This window comes from Micromonospora sp. NPDC049107 (assembly GCF_040648595.1).
In the GTDB taxonomy this organism is placed as follows: domain Bacteria; phylum Actinomycetota; class Actinomycetes; order Mycobacteriales; family Micromonosporaceae; genus Micromonospora.
In genome coordinates this window covers 60,793-77,560 of the sequence record NZ_JBEZEC010000014.1, presented here as the reverse complement: position 1 = coordinate 77,560, position 16,768 = coordinate 60,793, and the positions used below count along the sequence as shown (strand labels likewise).

The 16,768-nt window shown below is 71.9% G+C and carries 15 protein-coding genes; 2 read left to right on the top strand and 13 right to left on the bottom strand.

Annotated elements, in window-relative coordinates; all coding sequences use genetic code 11:
* Positions 1-198: 198 nt before the first annotated feature.
* The 6 genes from dapB to truB form a co-directional block, all read right to left on the bottom strand.
* Entirely contained in the window at positions 199-951 is a 753-nt protein-coding gene (dapB, locus tag AB0B55_RS29085; protein ID WP_357122453.1) for a 4-hydroxy-tetrahydrodipicolinate reductase, read from the bottom strand.
* A gap of 60 nt (positions 952-1,011) precedes the next feature.
* Positions 1,012-2,409 (bottom strand): pitrilysin family protein, encoded by a 1,398-nt coding sequence (locus AB0B55_RS29080; RefSeq protein WP_357175156.1) that lies wholly within the window; start codon positions 2,407-2,409, stop codon positions 1,012-1,014.
* Positions 2,410-2,456: 47 nt separating this feature from the next.
* A complete protein-coding gene (locus tag AB0B55_RS29075) occupies positions 2,457-4,847 on the bottom strand; it encodes a polyribonucleotide nucleotidyltransferase (protein ID WP_357122447.1) in 2,391 nt (796 codons plus the stop codon).
* A 226-nt stretch (positions 4,848-5,073) separates the two neighbouring features.
* Complete coding sequence (rpsO, locus tag AB0B55_RS29070; RefSeq protein WP_007456699.1) at positions 5,074-5,343, bottom strand: 30S ribosomal protein S15; 270 nt, start codon at positions 5,341-5,343, stop codon at positions 5,074-5,076.
* Between the two features lie 191 nt (positions 5,344-5,534).
* On the bottom strand, positions 5,535-6,464 hold the full coding sequence (locus tag AB0B55_RS29065; protein ID WP_357122443.1) for a bifunctional riboflavin kinase/FAD synthetase: 930 nt from the start codon (positions 6,462-6,464) through the stop codon (positions 5,535-5,537).
* Positions 6,465-6,578: 114 nt separating this feature from the next.
* Complete coding sequence (truB, locus tag AB0B55_RS29060) at positions 6,579-7,463, bottom strand: tRNA pseudouridine(55) synthase TruB (RefSeq protein ID WP_357122440.1); 885 nt, start codon at positions 7,461-7,463, stop codon at positions 6,579-6,581.
* Between the two features lie 187 nt (positions 7,464-7,650).
* Here truB and AB0B55_RS29055 point away from each other — a divergent pair, with 187 nt between their 5' ends.
* Both AB0B55_RS29055 and AB0B55_RS29050 read left to right on the top strand, forming a co-directional pair.
* Positions 7,651-7,953: a hypothetical protein gene (locus tag AB0B55_RS29055; RefSeq protein ID WP_357122437.1), complete on the top strand. Its 303-nt coding sequence runs from the start codon at positions 7,651-7,653 to the stop codon at positions 7,951-7,953.
* Between the two features lie 11 nt (positions 7,954-7,964).
* On the top strand, positions 7,965-8,975 hold the full coding sequence (locus AB0B55_RS29050; protein WP_357175153.1) for a hypothetical protein: 1,011 nt from the start codon (positions 7,965-7,967) through the stop codon (positions 8,973-8,975).
* Positions 8,976-8,987: 12 nt separating this feature from the next.
* On the opposite strand, the gene AB0B55_RS29045 is transcribed toward AB0B55_RS29050, so the two are convergent.
* The 7 genes from AB0B55_RS29045 to infB all read right to left on the bottom strand — a co-directional run bounded on the left by AB0B55_RS29045 (position 8,988) and on the right by infB (position 16,690).
* Positions 8,988-10,310: an MATE family efflux transporter gene (locus AB0B55_RS29045; protein ID WP_357175150.1), complete on the bottom strand. Its 1,323-nt coding sequence runs from the start codon at positions 10,308-10,310 to the stop codon at positions 8,988-8,990.
* A gap of 561 nt (positions 10,311-10,871) precedes the next feature.
* Positions 10,872-11,081, bottom strand: a complete 210-nt coding sequence (locus tag AB0B55_RS29040) for a DUF6186 family protein (protein WP_357123344.1) — start codon at positions 11,079-11,081, stop codon at positions 10,872-10,874.
* Entirely contained in the window at positions 11,081-11,488 is a 408-nt protein-coding gene (locus AB0B55_RS29035; RefSeq protein WP_357122428.1) for a hypothetical protein, read from the bottom strand. The genes AB0B55_RS29040 and AB0B55_RS29035 overlap by 1 nt, the downstream gene beginning before the upstream one ends.
* 113 nt (positions 11,489-11,601) lie before the next feature.
* Entirely contained in the window at positions 11,602-12,660 is a 1,059-nt protein-coding gene (locus tag AB0B55_RS29030; protein ID WP_357175147.1) for a bifunctional oligoribonuclease/PAP phosphatase NrnA, read from the bottom strand.
* Complete coding sequence (gene rbfA / locus AB0B55_RS29025; RefSeq protein ID WP_357122422.1) at positions 12,657-13,154, bottom strand: 30S ribosome-binding factor RbfA; 498 nt, start codon at positions 13,152-13,154, stop codon at positions 12,657-12,659. Before rbfA ends, AB0B55_RS29030 begins: the two co-directional genes overlap by 4 nt.
* 128 nt (positions 13,155-13,282) lie before the next feature.
* On the bottom strand, positions 13,283-13,579 hold the full coding sequence (locus tag AB0B55_RS29020) for a DUF503 domain-containing protein (RefSeq protein ID WP_357175144.1): 297 nt from the start codon (positions 13,577-13,579) through the stop codon (positions 13,283-13,285).
* 90 nt (positions 13,580-13,669) lie between these two features.
* Entirely contained in the window at positions 13,670-16,690 is a 3,021-nt protein-coding gene (gene infB / locus AB0B55_RS29015; protein ID WP_357175141.1) for a translation initiation factor IF-2, read from the bottom strand.
* Positions 16,691-16,768 lie beyond the last annotated feature (78 nt).

Here is a 16,768-nt window from a genome sequence, read left to right as displayed (position 1 = left end):
ATGGAGTCGTGGTGGGCGAAAGCTCCACACCTGCCCCAAATACGGGGCACCACAACTCCATGATCGACGCCGACGGGGCGGCGAGGGCCGCCCCCAGTCCTGCGCGATCTTGCGGTTTGTGTTGCCGAGATGGGCGGGGATGCCGCCTTTGTCGCGACCGGAACTGCAAGATCGCGGAGGAGCGTCGGCGCTGGGGGGTTAGGCGAGGAGGGGGTCCAGGCCGATGGTCAGGCCGGGGCGGGTGCGGACGGCGCGGACGGCCAGGAGCACGCCGGGCATGAAGGACACCCGGTCGTACGAGTCGTGCCGGATCGTCAGCGTCTCGCCGGTGCCGCCGAACAGCACCTCCTGGTGGGCGACCAGACCGGTGGCGCGTACCGCGTGCACGCGTACCCCGTCGATGTCGGCACCCCGCGCGCCCGGCACCTCGTCCTTCGTCGCGTCCGGAACCGGGCCGAGGCCAGCCTCGGCGCGGGCCTGAGCGATCTGCCGGGCGGTGTGCGTGGCGGTGCCGCTCGGGGCGTCCAGCTTGCCGGGGTGGTGCAGCTCGATGATCTCAACGGACTCGAAGTGCCGGGCGGCCCGCGCGGCGAACTGCATCATCAGCACCGCGCCGATACCGAAGTTCGGGGCGATGACCACGCCCACCTCGGGTTTGTCGGCCAGCCAGCCACGCACCTGCGCCAGCCGCTGCTCGGTGAAGCCGGTGGTGCCCACGACCGCGTGGATGCCCTGCGCGATGCACCACCGGAGGTTGTCCATGACGACGTCCGGCGTGGTGAAGTCGACGACCACCCGAGCGGCGGACGCGGCGTCGAGACCGTCGCCCTGGTCGACCGCGGCGGTCAGTTCGAGATCGTCAGCGGCGTCCACGGCCTTGCAGACCTCGACGCCCATCCGACCACGGGCACCGAACACGCCGACCCGGGTCTTCTCCTGCTCGTCAGTCACGGGGCACAACCTATCCCAATCGGGACGTGTCCTTCCGGCCGGGACAGATCCCGACCGGCCTCAGCCGGAGAAGTCGCCCTCGCCGAACGGACCGACGACGGCCAGCGACATCGGCCGGCTCAGCAACTCGGCGGCGAGGGTGTTCACGTCCTCGACGGTGACCTCGTCGACCCGGCGGAGCAGCTCGTCCACCGGCATCAGGTCGCCGTAGAGCAGCTCCCCCTTGGCCAGTCGACTCATCCGCGAGCCGGTGTCCTCCAGGCCGAGCACGAACGACCCCTTGCTCATCCCCTTGCCCCGGGCCACCTCGGCCTCGGTCAACCCGTCGGCGGCCACCCGGGCCAGCTCGGCGCGGGTCAGGGCCAGCACCTCGTCCACCTTGCCCGGGGCGCAACCGGCGTAGACGGCGAACAGGCCGCTGTCGGCGTACTGGCTGGCGTAGGAGTAGACGGAGTACGCGAGGCCGCGCTGCTCGCGGATCTCCTGGAAGAGGCGGCTGGACATGCCGCCGCCGAGCACGTTGTTGAGCACCCCGAGGGCGAAACGTCGATCGTCGAGCCGGTCGATGCCGGGGCAGCCGAGGATGACGTGCGCCTGCTCGGTCTCCTTCGGCTCGACCACGGTGGTGGCCGGCTTGGTGCGTACCGCCGGGGTCGCCGCGCGGTGTGCGGCCGGCGCGGCCGGGTCGCTGTCCAGTGGGGTGCCCCGCACTGCCTGCCGGACCAGCTTGACCACGGCGGCGTGGTCGAGGTTGCCGGCGGCGGCGATGACGATCTGCGGCGCCGTGTAGCGACCCCGGTAGAAGGTCTGGATCTGCCGGCGGGTCATCGGCGTGACGGTCTCCTCGGTACCGGAGATCAGCCGACCCAGCGGGTGGTCACCGTAGACGGCCTGGGCGAAGAGGTCGTGCACCTCGTCACCGGGCTCGTCGTCGTGCATGGCGATCTCCTCGAGGATCACGCCACGCTCGGTCTCCACGTCGGCCGGCTCCAGCAGGGAGTCGGCGACCAGGTCGCACATCACGTCGATCGCCAGCGGCAGGTCCTCGTCCAGCACGCGGGCGTAGTAGCAGGTGTATTCCTTCGTGGTGAAGGCGTTCGTCTCACCACCGACCGCCTCGATCTGCGAGGAGATCTCCAGCGCGGTCCGCTTGTGGGTGCCCTTGAAGAGCAGGTGCTCCAGGAAGTGCGCGGCGCCGGCCTGCGGACGGGTCTCGTCCCGCGAGCCCACCGCCACCCAGATGCCGAACGAGACGCTGCGCATCGCCGGGATCGCCTCGGTGAGCACGCGCAGGCCGCTGGGCAGCACGGTACGTCGTATCGTGCCGCCCAGCGGGTCGTCGCTGAGCGTCCGCGTGACTGCGCGGGCGGTGCCGCCGGAGCGGCCCGCCACGGTGTCCCGAGACGGTGCCACCCCCCGTCGATCCGGTGGAAACGGCGCACTGAAGGCCCGACTCACGTGGTGCTCCCGGTTCGACGAGGGGTGGGTGTTACAGGTGCTGGTGGTCAGCTGTGCCGGGTCCGGCGACGCGGACGCTCGCCGCCGTCGCCACCACCCTCGCCGCCGCCGTTGCCGCCCTCGCCGCCACGCTCCGGGCCACGCCCGCCCCGGTCGCCGCCACGCTCGCGGTCACCCCGGTCACGCGGACCCCGGTCGCCCCGGTCCCGGCCGGACGGGCGGTCGCCACCCGCGGCCTCACCAGCGGCCGGCGCCTCGGCGCCCTCCGGGCGGACCTTGTCCAGGTAGATCTTGCCGCGGGCGTCGATGTCCGCGATCTCGACCTCGACCCGGTCGCCGACGTTGAGGAAGTCCTCAACCCGCTCGACCCGCTTGCCGTCGCCCACCTTGGAGATGTGCAGCAGGCCGTCGCGGCCCGGCAGCAGCGAGATGAACGCGCCGAACGCGGCGGTCTTGACCACCGTGCCGAGGAAGCGCTCGCCCTGCTTCGGCAGCGTCGGGTTGGCGATCCCGTTGATCCGGTCGACGGCCGCCTGGGCCGACGGGCCGTTGGTGGCGCCGACGTAGATCGTGCCGTCGTCCTCGATGGAGATCTCGGCGCCGGTCTCGTCCTGGATCGCGTTGATGGTCTGACCCTTCGGGCCGATCACCATGCCGATCTTGTCGACCGGGATCTTGACGGTGGTGACCCGCGGCGCGTAGTCGGACATCTCGGCCGGAGCCTCGATCGCCGCCTTCATGACACCGAGGATGACCTGCCGGGCCTCGTTGGCCTGCTGCAAGGCGGCGGCCAACACGTCCGACGGGATGCCGTTGAGCTTGGTGTCGAGCTGCAGCGCGGTGACGAACTCCGGGGTGCCGGCGACCTTGAAGTCCATGTCACCGAACGCGTCCTCGGCACCGAGGATGTCGGTCAGCGTCACGTACTGGGTCTTGCCGTCCACCTCGTCGGAGATGAGCCCCATCGCGATGCCGGCGACCGGCGCCTTCAGCGGGACACCCGCGGAGAGCAGGCCCAGCGTCGACGCGCAGACCGAGCCCATCGAGGTGGAGCCGTTGGAGCCGAGCGCCTCGGAGACCTGCCGGATGGCGTACGGGAACTCCTCGCGCGACGGCAGCACCGGAATCAGCGCCCGCTCGGCGAGCGCCCCGTGGCCGATCTCGCGCCGCTTCGGCGAGCCGACCCGGCCGGTCTCACCGGTCGAGTACGGCGGGAAGTTGTAGTTGTGCATGTAGCGCTTGCGGTTCTCCGGGGACAGCGTGTCCACCATCTGCTCCATGCGGAGCATGTTCAGCGTGGTGACGCCCAGGATCTGGGTCTCGCCGCGCTCGAACAGCGCCGAACCGTGCACCCGGGGCAGCACGCCGACCTCGGCGGTCAGCGCCCGGATGTCGCGCGGGCCACGCCCGTCCATGCGGACCTGCTCGCGCAGCACGCGGTTGCGCACCTCGGACTTGGTGAGCGACCGGAAGGCAGCGGACAGCTCCTTCTCCCGACCCTCGAACCGAGCGCCCAGCTCCTCGGCGACCCGAGCCTTGACCCGGTCCAGGGCCTCCTCGCGGTCGGCCTTGCCGGCGATGGTGATCGCCTCGGCGACCTCGGCGCGGGCCACGTCGGCGACCGCGTCGAACACGTCGTCCTGGTAGTCCAGGAAGACCGGGAACTCGGCGACCGGCTTGGCGGCGACCTCGGCCAGCTCGGCCTGCGCCCGGCACAGCTCGCGGATGGCCGGCTTGGCGGCCTCCAGGCCGCTGGCGACGACCTCCTCGGTCGGCGCGGTGGCGCCGCCCGCGATCAGGGTCACGGCGTTCGGGGTGGCCTCGGCCTCGACCATCATGATCGCGACGTCGCCGTCCTCCAGGGTGCGGCCGGCCACGACCATGTCGAAGGTGGCGCGAGCCAGCTCCTCCAGGGTCGGGAAGGCGACCCACTGGCCGTCGATGTGCGCGACGCGGGTCGCGCCGATCGGGCCCGAGAACGGCAGACCGGAGAGCTTGGTCGACATCGAGGCGGCGTTGATCGCCACGACGTCGTACGGGTGCGCCGGGTCGAGCGCGAGGATGGTCTCGACGACCTGGACCTCGTTGCGCAGGCCCTTGACGAACGACGGGCGCAGCGGCCGGTCGATCAGGCGGCAGGTGAGGATGGCGTCCTCGCTGGGCCGGCCCTCGCGGCGGAAGAACGAGCCGGGAATGCGGCCCGCGGCGTACATCCGCTCCTCGACGTCGACGGTCAGCGGGAAGAAGTCGAACTGCTCCTTCGGCTGCTTGCCGGCGGTGGTGGCGGAGAGGACGACCGTCTCGCCCAGTTGGGCGATGACGGAACCGGCGGCCTGGCGAGCCAGTCGACCGGTGGAGAAGGTGATCTCGCGGGTGCCGAAGGCCCCGTTGTCGATCACGGCGGTGCGGGATTCGGTGCCGAGTTTGGTCTCGGTCATGTGCTGTCGTGCTCCTTCGCGTCGTGGGCCCACGACGTCGGGGAGCTGCTCAGCCGGCCGGTCTTCGATCGAAGCGCCCGGGTGGCCGGCGTGCTGCCGGGTTCCCGGGGGCCACTACCGGAGACCGGTACGCTGACCGGCTCCCTCTCGGGTGGTCGCGCGGCCCGTTTTCTTTCAGGTGGGACGCGGGTCGGGGGAGCGGCCGTACGGCCGCTCCCCCGTCACGTCACCGGCGCAGACCGAGCCGCTCGATGAGCGTCCGGTAGCGGGCGATGTCCTTCTTCTGGACGTAGTTGAGCAGCCGACGGCGACGGCCGACCAGCAGCAGCAGCCCTCGGCGGCTGTGGTGGTCGTGCTTGTGCACCTTCAGGTGCTCGGTCAGCTCGGCGATCCGCTTGGTGAGGACCGCGACCTGGACCTCCGGCGAACCGGTGTCGCCCTCGGCGGTCGCGTACTCCGCGCGGATGCTGGCCTTGGCTTCCTGGTCGAGCGCCATGTTCTCCCTGTTTCGGTGGGTTGATCAAGTAGGTGTCCGTCGTCCCGATGAGACCGGGAACGGACCGGTTCCTCGCACCCGCGGCGTCGAGCAGGCACGCGAGGCCCCACGCCGGTCACCCGACGTCTCCGCAAGACTACCAGCACCCGCCGGTAACACCCGGCCAAGGCCCCGCGTGGCCCCCCGGATGGTCAGCCCAGCGCGCGTCGGGTGCGCTCGACGTCCTCTTCGATCTGGGCGATCAGCGGCTCGATCGAGTCGTACCGGACCTGACCGCGCAGGTGCGTCACGAAGTCCAGCGCCAGTCGCTCGCCGTAGAGATCACCGGAGAAGTCCAGCGCGTACGCCTCGACCCGCCGCTCCCGGCCGGAGAAGGTCGGGTTGGTGCCGACCGACACCGCGGCCATCAGCGGCTCGGGCTGGCCCCGGCGGATCATGCGGGCCGCGTACACCCCGTCGGCGGGCACCGCCGCGTACCGGTGGCAGAGCAGGTTCGCGGTGGGGAAGCCCAGCACCCGGCCGCGCTGGTCACCACGGACCACCACGCCCTCCACCCGGTGCGCGCGCCCCAGCGCGTCCGCCGCCGTGCCCACGTCGCCCGCGTCGACGCAGGAGCGGATGTACGTGGAGGAGAAGACCGTGCCGGCCGCGGCGATCAGCGGACTGCCCTCCACACCGAAGCCGAAGGTCTGGCCCAGCCGCTCCAGCAGTGCCACGTCGCCGGCCGCGCGGTGCCCGAAGCGGAAGTTGTCACCGACCACCACCAACGCCGCGTGCAGGTGTTCGACCAGGATGTCGTGCACGAACTGCTCGGGCGGCAGCCGCGAGAACTCGGGAGTGAACGGCACCACACACAGCACGTCCACGCCGAGGGCCTCGATCAACTCGGCCTTGCGGCCCGGCTCGGTGAGGATCGCGGGATGTGAGCCGGGGCGGACCACCTCGGCCGGGTGCGGATCGAACGTGACCACCACGGACTGCACGCCCAGCTCCCGGGCACGGGCCACGGCGTGTCCGATGGTCGCCTGGTGCCCCTTGTGCACGCCGTCGAAGACGCCGATGGTGACGACCGAGCGCCCCCATCCTCCGGGCGCCGCGTCGTACCCCCGCCACCGCTGCATGCCGTTCCTCTCCGTAAGGAAGGGCCCCCTCCTAACGCCTGGTGCATAGGAAGGGCACCTTGTTAACGCTGATCGACGCGCGCCGTGCGCAGAGCGATGCGCCAGCGCCGGCTGTCAGGCCGGGGCGAGCACGATTTCCGCGCGGGCTCGGCCGTCCCGCTCGCTGACGATAGCGATCAGACCTCCGGTGGGGCCGAACACGGCGTACGGCCCGGCGATGCCGGCCGGGTCCAGCGGCCCGCCGTGGCCGAGCACCTTCGCCTCGTCGGGGGTCGCGTCACGGCGGGGAAAGAACCGGTCGGCCGCCGCGTCGAGCGGCAGGTTCACCACCTCCGGGGCGCGCTCCTCGAGCTGTTCGAGGGTGGCCGCCTCGGCGAGGGCGAAGCCACCCACCGCGGTCCGGCGCAGCGCGGTGAGGTGCCCGCCGACACCGAGGGCCAGGCCCGCGTCCCGGGCGATGGCCCGGATGTACGTGCCCGAGGAGCAGGTCACGTCGATGTCCACGTCCACCACGTCCGGCTCGCCGCGGCGGATCGCCAGCACCTCCAGCCGGGAGATGGTCACCCGACGCGCGGGCAGGTCGACGCTCTCACCGTCGCGGACCCGCTTGTACGCCCGCTGTCCGTCGATCTTGATGGCGCTGACGGCGCTCGGCACCTGGTCGACCTCGCCGCTCAGCGCGGTCAGCGCGGCGTGGACGGCCTCGTCGGTGACGTGACCGGCCGGGGTCGTGGCGATCACGTCGCCCTCGGCGTCGTCGGTGACGGTGGCCTGCCCCAGCCGGATGGTGCCGGTATAGCTCTTGCCCGCACCGATCACGTAGGTCAGCAGCCGGGTGGCACGGCCGACGCCGATCACCAGTACGCCGGTGGCCATCGGGTCGAGGGTGCCGCCGTGTCCCACCCGCCGGGTCTTCGCCAGTCGGCGGATCCGCGCCACCACGTCGTGCGACGTCATGCCGCCGGGCTTGTCGACGACGATCAGACCATCGGTGCTCACGTCGGCCAAGCCTGCCAGACGACCCGGACCGCGCGCTGCGTGGGCACGCCCGCCGTGACCGGAGCCTCCGCTTGCGCAGGTCCGGCCGATTCGCTGGTTCGGTCGGTTTGTCCCACGGGTCGGCCAACGTCCTCTCGAAGATGCGAAGATCATCCGCCCGCACCCGTAGACGAGGACCAGGACTCCGATGACCCCCGACCGCCGTCCGGCCCACGAGCACCGCGCTCGGGTCGATCTGCCGCAGTGGATGCGGCAGCCGACACCGAAGCGGCGAACCCCGGCACGCTACGTCGACGATCTGATCGAACGGTCGCCGCCGCTGCGCACGGCCCGCCGCGCGATGTGGCACCGGCGCGACCGGGCTCGGTGGAGCGAGACGCATCCACACCTCGTCGCCGTGCTGTCCTTCATCGCGGCTGGTGTCCTCGGCACCGCTCTGGTGACGGGCGCCTACTATCTGCTCGCGCTGGCCGCCAGCGGCGATTACTGACGGGAAGAGCCATGACGCAGACTGCGCCGAACGAGCCCACACCCCCGGGCCCGACCGATCCGCCCTCGCCGCCGGCCGCCGTCGCGGAGGTCAACCCGGTGGCGCTCCCGGAGTGGATGAACTCGGCGCGGACCGAGCACCAGCCCGCCGGCTGGGATCGGGTCCGCTTCTTCTCCGCCCGGCACAACGGCGCGCTGATGCTGGGACTTGGACTCCTGCTGGCTGTGGCGATGGTCGGCGGAGGCCTGGTGATCGTCGACCGGCTGGCCGACAACGTCCGCACGTCCACCTCGGCGACTCCCACCCCGAGCGGCACCGCAGCGGTGAGCAGAGTGGGCGAACCGCGGGACCTGTTCGCCGGCTCACCGGCAGCCTCCTTCGCCCCCGGTGAACAGGCCGTGCGGATGCCGACGGCGAAGGCCACCGGGCCCTTCACCGAGGCCCAGGTAGGGGCGGCGTTGGAGACGGTGCGTAAAGGGTTGATCGAGAGCCGACTGGACACGTCCATGCTCTCGGGCGACCCGGAACCGTTCCTCCGGCTGCTCGCCCCGGACATTCGTGAGCAGCTCACGTCGGACTTCACCGGCAACGCCTTCCTGCGGTACGCGACCCGGATGGCGTCGCCCTCGGACTGGGAGCTCGGTATCCGGGCCGACGGACGGGTCAGTTACCGGGCCACCACGGAGAACGGCACCCGGATGCTGGAGGTCTCCACGGAGTTCGTGTGGGCGTACCCCTTCGACGTGGACCTGCGAGCGCCGGCCGGCGCCAGTGTGGTGGCGCTGCGTGACCGTGTGGTGTGGCAGGTGCCGCACCCGGAGGACGTGCCGGCTTCCACTCAAGGCCTGCGGATCGTCTCAGCGAAGCTGGTGACCTGGAACGCGGACTGCGGCAAGCTCCGTGAGGGCTGGGTGCAGGAGCAGTTCTGGGTGGCCGACACGCACGGGGATCGGATACCCGCGGGCGACCCGCGCACGATCTTCGACCTCGACGCGCCCCCGCCGACCACCGTCCGCTGTTGACCGGCGAGCGGGTCAGCGAACCGCCCCGACGACCGCCCAGCCGCCGGAGCGGACCCGCAGCAACAGGGCGACGAGTCGGATCACCACGAACAGGGTTAGTCCCGCCCAGATGCCACCGAGTCCCAGGTTGAGCACGTACGCCAGCCAGATGGCCGGCAGGAAGCCGCCGAGCGCCGCCACGATGGTGAGATTGCGCAGGTGACGGACGTCACCGGCGCCGATCAACACGCCGTCGAGCGCGAACACGACACCGGCCAGCGGCAGCATGGCGACGAACCAGGGCCAGGCGACCATTGCCTGCTCCCGTACCTGCCCGTCGGAGCTGAACCAGGACGGCACGACGCCCGCGCCGGCGGCGATGACCACGGCGAAGGCGACGCCGCAGACGCCGCCGAGCAGTCCGATCCGGCGGGCCAGCGCCCGCGCGCCCGCCGCGTCGCCCGACCCGAGCGCGGCGCCGATGAGGGACTGCGCGGCGATGGCGAGCGCGTCGAGCACCAGCGCGGTGAAGAACCACAGTTGCAGGGCGATCTGGTGGGCGCCGACGGCGGCGGCGCCGAAGCGGGCGGCGACCGCCGTCGCGGAGAGGAAGCTCGCCTGGAACGCCAGACCCCGGATCAGCAGGTCCCGGCTGAGCACCAACTGGTCGCGGATCAGGCGCGGCCGGGGCCGCAGCGACACCCGCTCGGCGACCAGCGCCCCGGCGAAGAGCACGCCGGAGAGGGTCTGCGCGACCGCGTTGGCGACCGCCGAGCCGGTCAGCCCCAGGCCGGCGGGGTAGACCAGCAGCGGGCAGAGCAGGGCGGAGACCAGATTGGGGCCGAGCACGAAGTACAGCGGGCGACGGGTGTCCTGCACGCCGCGCAGCCAGCCGTTGCCGGCCGCGGCGAGCAGCAGGCCAGGGGCGCCGAGCGCCGCGACGCGCAGCCACGCGGCGGCGGCGCCGGCCACGTCGCCACCACCTCCGGCGAGGGTACGCGCCAACGCGCCCCCGCCGATCTGCATGCCGATCGCCACCAGCAGTCCGACGCCGAGCGCCAGCCAGGACGACTGGACTCCCTCGGCGACCGCCGCCGCTCGGTCGCCGGCGCCGAAGCGACGGGCCGAACGCCCCGTGGTGCCGTACGCGACGACCGTTCCGAGCCAGGCGGTGAGCGTCATCACCGTGCCGCCGACGGCGAGCGCGGCGAGCGGTACGCGACCGAGGTGCCCGACGACGGCCGTGTCGACGAGCACGTAGAGCGGCTCGGCGGCGAGCACCACGAGCGCCGGCAGGGCGAGGCTCGCGATCCGACGTGGCGAGGCGGATCGGTCGACGGTGGCGGTCTGGCTCATCGCCGACGATCCTGACACGAGCGCGGTAAGGAGCACAAGCGCGTCAGAGGCTTACCCCCGCACCGAGCCAGCAGCGGTGCCCAACCTCGTCGATCTTGCACTTTGTGCTGGCGAAATGCGCCTGTCGACCAGCTTTGTCACCACCGCAAGTGCAAGATCGGCAGACCGGGTGGGTGTTTGAGTGCGCTGGTCTACCAGGGGGTCACTGACGGGTGTCCATCGACGTCTGCAGCGCGCGGCGGGCCTGCTCGCGGGCGTCGTCGGTGGTCTCGGGCTTGGGCTTGTTCGGCATGGTGGCGCTCCTTCCAGGGTGCGAGCCACCGGCACGCGGCGGCCCTCACGGGCGGTCGTGCTGAGCGCCCCACGGCGGTCCGGGGTTACCGGAGCAGCCGACTGGGCAGCGAGAGCCCGGGTCGGTCCGACCCTGGAGGGAGGCGGCGCGAGGTGTGGCACCACCACCCACGACCTGCACCACACCGTGATGCCGGCCACTTCCCAAGTTATCGTTCAGGTCCATATGCTGCCCACGGTTCCCGCCATTTGGACTCTCGGCAGCCCGCCTCACCGGGCCAGGAAGTGCCAGCCCAGCCACCACCAGAAGCCGAACAGACCGATCCTGCCCACCGGCACCGGGCCGACCTCGTAGCGCATCACGTACGCGCACACGTCGCTCATCGTGGGGATCCGGGAGCCCTCCCGGCGGGCCAGCACCTCGATGACGGCGAAGAGCACGAGCGCGGCCAGGAAACCGCCGATCGCGAGGGCCCGCATCATCGCCGCACCAATCCCCAGAACGCGGCCAACCAGGCGAACCACGCCACCGACCGAGTCAGATGATCTTCCAGCAGGGGGTCGGCGAGCCGGGAGAAGGTGGGAAAGTCGTCGCCCACGGCGAGCACGAAGGTGGCGCCCTCGAAGACACCGAAGATCACGACGGGCAGGGCCCACCAGGCCGCCCCCGCGCGCAGCCGGGGCGGCGCCGGACGCCGGGGCACCCGGTTGCTCAGACCGAGCCAGATCAACACCCCGCCGGTGCCGAGCGTGTAGAGATTCGCCTCCGTGGAGAACGACGCGAACCGCCCCCCGACGAGGGACAGGCAGAGGAGAACCGGAACGGAGACGGCGGGCCGGTCCCAGGCTCGGGGGGCCTCCACGGTGAGATCGTGCGGCTGCTCCATCCCGCAATTCTTCCCGGTCTCACCCAGCGCGGGAAGGCCAACACTCCCCGGAGCTGACCCTGAACTTGCCGTGCGGACCATCAGCGCCACCGCAGCGGGCGGGCCGCCGGGGATCAGCCGACGCCGGAGACCAGCGCCGCGCCCAACTCGCCGCGGATCGCCTCGACGACCTGCTCGGCGCTCCCCCGGCCGGTGAACCCGGCCGCGAACCGGTGGCCGCCCCCGCCCATCGCGACCGCCACGCGGCTGACGTCCACCGCGCCCTTGCTGCGCATCGACACGGCCCACTCGTCGGGTGCGGTCTGCTTCAGCACGCAGCTCACGTCCGCCTCGGCGGTGCACCGCACCGAGTCGATGAGCGCCTCCAGCACGTACGGCGGCTGGTCGTGGCGGGCCAAGTCATCGAGGGTGGCGGTAGTCCACACCAGGCCCCGACCCTCGGCGGCGGCCGGCTCCAGACGGGCACGGCCGAGCACCTCGCCGAAGAGCCGAACCGCTCCGAAGGGTCGGGTGTCGAAGACGCGCCGGGAGATGTCACCGGGCGAGATGCCGGTGGCGAGCAACCGGGCGGCCATCTGGTGTACGGCCGGAGTGGTCGCCTCGAAGCGGAACGAGCCGGTGTCCGTGGTCAGCGCCACGTACAGGCACTCGGCGATGGCCCGGTCCGTCGTCACGCCCAGCCGTGCCAGGAGCCGATCGGCGACCACCGACGTGGCGGCGGCACCCGGGTCGATCAGATTGACCGTACCGAAGCCCGGATTCGAGGCGTGGTGGTCGAGCACCAGCGCCGCACCGGCCGTCGACAGCCGGTCGGCCAGCGCGCCGAGGCGCGACTCACTGGCCGCGTCGAAGCAGATCACCAGGTCCGGCGCGGGGTCGGCGTCGCCCGCCGGGACCAGGAGCTCCATCCCGGGCAGACCCCGCAACGGCTCGGGCACCTCCGGCGGCCCGGGAAAGGTCGCCTGCACCCGGTGTACGCCGAACTGACGCAGGCCCAGACCGAAGCCGAGCATGCTGCCCAGCGCGTCACCGTCCGGGTTGACGTGGCAGATCAGCAACACCCGGCCGGTCGACGGGAGAGCACGGATCAGCGCCTCGGCCGCCGCCCAGTCCGCCTCGGACGGGCCGCCGTCGACCGTCGCGGCGAGTTGGGCACCGGCGGCGCCCGTCACCGCGCCGCCCCACCCCGGGGGGTCTCCGTGGCGTCGGCGGCCGCGTCGGCCTCCTCGTCCGTCTCGTCCTCGTCCTCGTCCTCGACGCGGTACGGCTGCGCGTCGCCCGCGTACTCGGCGCGCGCGGCGAGCCGCTGCACCTCCGCGTCGGCGTTGCGCGCGGCGGCGAGCAGGTCGTCGATGTGCTTGACCTGGTCCTGCACGTCGTCGAGAACGAACGTCAGCGTGGGCGAGTGCCGCAGCCCGAGCGCCTTACCGACCGTGCTGCGCAGCAACCCCTTGGCGCTCTCCAGAGCCGCCGCGGTGTCCGCCTGGGCCACCGCGTCACCCAGCACCGTGTAGAAGACCGTCGCGTCGCGCAGGTCGGCGGTGATCCGGGCATCGGTGATGGTGATCATGCCCAGGCGCGGATCCTTGATCTGGCTCCGCACCACCGAAGCGACCAGCTCACGCACTCGTTCCGCGTGCCGGCGTACCTTGGCCGGATCAGACATCTCGCCACCTCCACGGCGTCCCGCTCCCGGCCGGCCCGGCGGCCCTGGAGGCCGCCGGCCGACCGGCCAACATCTCGAACACTACCTTCGCGGCGGCGCCGGTCGCCGGGCACCGCCGGCCCCGTGGGTCAGTCGTCGTCCACGCCGTACAGCCGGCGTCGAACCGACAGCAGTTCGACCTCGGGACGGGCGGCCATCAGGCGCTCGCAGGAGTCGAGCACCTCGCGGACGTGCGCCGCCTCGGCGGCGACCACGGCCACCGCAATCTGGGCTCGACCGTGTAGGTCGAGCGCTCCCACCTCGGCGGCCGACACCTCGAAGCGGCGCAGGGCCGCCACGATCGGCCGTACATATGATCTCTTGGCTTTGAGCGACCGGGAGTCGCCCGGCAGCAGCAGGTCGAAGACCGCGGTTCCGGTGAACATCGCCCCGGACGATACCGCCACCCCACCCCGCATGATCAAGGGGTTTACGCCGGCCGGCGTAAACCCCTTGATCAGCGTGTCACTGCCGGATCAGGCGCGAACCTTCTCCCGCATCTCGAAGGTCTCGATGACGTCGCCGACCTGGACGTTGTTGTAACCACCCAGGGTCAGACCACACTCGAAGCCCTCGCGGACCTCGGTGGCGTCGTCCTTGAACCGCTTGAGCGAGGTGATCGTGAGGTTGTCCGCCACGACCGTCCCGTCCCGAAGCAGCCGAGCCTTCGCGTTGCGCCGGATGATGCCCGACCGGACGATGCAACCGGAGATGTTGCCGATCTTGGACGAGCGGAACACGTCGCGGATCTCCGCGGTGCCCAGCTCGGCCTCCTCGTACTCCGGCTTGAGCAGGCCCTTGAGCGCCGCCTCGATCTCCTCGATGGCCTGGTAGATGACGGTGTAGTACCGGATCTCCACGCCCTCGCGGTCGGCCATCTCGCGGACCTTGTTCGAGGCCCGCACGTTGAAGCCGATGATCGTGACCGGCTCGGACGACGCGCTGGCGAGCATGACGTTGCTCTCCGTGATCGCGCCGACGCCCCGGTCGAGGACCTTGAGCTGGACCTCCTCGGGGATGTCGAGGTTGAACAGCGCGTCCTCGAGGGCCTCCACCGAACCGGAGACATCGCCCTTGAGGATGAGGTTGAGCGAGGTCTTCTCGCCCTCCTTGAGCTGCTCCATGAGCGTCTCAAGAGTGGCCCGGCCACGGGAGTTGGCGAAGGACGCCGCCCGCCGCCGTGCCTGGCGCTGCTCGGCGATCTGCCGCACCGTACGGTCGTCCGCCGCGGCGAGGAACGTGTCACCCGCGCCGGGCGGCGCGGTCAGACCCAGCACCATGACCGGACGCGCCGGACCAGCCTCGGAGAGCTGGTTGCCGTTCTCGTCGAGCATGGCCCGGACCCGGCCGTGCGCCCCACCGGCGACGATCGAGTCGCCCGCCCGCAGGGTGCCCTTCTGCACCAGCACCGTCGCCACCGCACCGCGGCCCTTGTCCAGGTGCGCCTCGATGGCCACACCCTGCGCCGGCCCGTCGATCGGAGCGGTCAGCTCCAGCGACGCGTCGGCGGTGAGCAGGACGGCCTCGAGGAGTTCCTCGATGCCGATGCCCGGCTTCGCGGCCACGTTGACGAACATGGTGTCGCCGCCGTACTCCTCGGCGACCAGGCCGTACTCGGTCAGCTGCTGGCGGACCTTGTCCGGGTTGGCGTCCGGCTTGTCGACCTTGTTGACCGCGACCACGATCGGCACGTCGGCCGCCTTGGCGTGGTTCAACGCCTCGATGGTCTGCGGCATCACGCCGTCGTCGGCCGCGACGACCAGGATCACGATGTCCGTGACCTGGGCACCACGGGCACGCATGGCGGTGAACGCCTCGTGACCCGGGGTGTCGATGAACGTGACCGCCCGGTCCTCGCCCTCGTGCGGGACGTGGACCTGGTACGCACCGATGTGCTGGGTGATGCCACCCGCCTCACCGGCCACCACGTTCGCCTTACGGATGGCGTCGAGCAGCTTGGTCTTACCGTGGTCGACGTGACCCATGACGGTCACCACCGGCGCACGGCTGACCAGACGCTCCTCGGCCACCTCCGCGTCGAGGTCGATGTTGAACTGCGCGAGCAGCTCGCGGTCCTCGTCCTCCGGGCTGACGATCTGGATGTCGAAGCCCAGGTGCTCACCCAGCAGGTGCAGGGTGTCGTCAGAACAGGACTGGGTCGCGGTGACCATCTCGCCCAGGTTGAACATCTCCTGGACCAGCGAACCCGGGTTGGCGTTGATCTTGTCGGCGAAGTCCGACAGCGAGGCGCCACGGGAGAGCCGGACGACCTGACCCTGACCCCGGGGAGCACCCGAGCTCATGGTCGGAGCCGACAGGTTGTCGAACTCCTGTCTGCGCTGCTTCTTGGACTTGCGACCGCGCGTCGGCCGACCACCCGGACGCCCGAAGGCACCCGCGGCGCCGCCGCCACGGCCACGACCGCCCGCACCCGGACGACCGCCGCCACCGGCCGGACCACCCGGACGGAAACCGCCACCGGGAGCACCGCCACCGCCGCCGGGACCGCCACGGTAGCCACCGCCACCGCCGGCACCCGCACCGCCACCGGGGCCGCCGCGGTAACCACCGCCGCCACCACCGCCACCGCCGGGACCGCCACGGAACCCGCCGCCACCGCCACCGGGACGGCCCGCGCCGCCACCGGGGCGACCCGCGCCACCGGGGCCGGGACGACCGGCGGCCGGACGCTGACTCGGCATGGACGCCGGGCTGGGCCGCGGCGGCATGGAGTTCGGGCTCGGCCGCGGCGGCATACCCGCCGGGCTGTTCGGCCGGGGGCCACCCGCGCCGGCGGCCGGGGGCCGCTGCTGCTGCTGCTGGCCACCCTGGATGCCGAACGGGTTGTTACCGGCGCCACGCGCCGGCGGACGACCGCCGGGGCGGGCACCCGGACCCGGAGCCGGCGTGTTCGGACGAGCTGCCGGTGAACCGGGACGGGGCGGCATCGCCGCAGGACCCGGCCGAGGACCGGGCCGGTTGCCGTCGGCCGGGGGCTCCCGGCGGACGGGGTTGTCACGCTGCTGCTGGCGGGCGGCCTGCGCGGCCTTGACCGCGGCCTCCTGCTCAGCCTTCAGCGCGGCGGCGCGCGCCTCCGCGGCCGCCACCTCGATGTCGTGGGCACTCGCCGGCTTGGCGACCGGGGCCGCCGACTGCGGCGCACCGGGCACCGGACCCTTGGGCTTCGGACCGGGTACCGGCGCAGCCGGCCGCCGCGGCGGCATCGGCTTGGCCGAGACCCGGGGCGCGCCCGGGGTCGGTGACGGCGTCGGGGTCGGGTTGGAAGCCGGCGTCGACACGGGCGCCGACGGGGCGGCCGGAGCCGGGGACCCGGCGGACGCGACGAACGCGTTACGCAGTCGCCGGGCGACGGGCGCCTCGACGGTGCTGGACGCGGACTTCACGAACTCGCCCATTTCCTTCAACTTGGCGAGAACGGTCTTACTCTCGACCCCGAGCTCTTTTGCAAGCTCGTGTACGCGGGCCTTGCCTGCCACTGCACTCCTCACTCCGAGGTCGTGCGGGCAGCACCCGCAGCGACCTCACTCGTGCACTTGAAGCCTGGTCATTTCAGG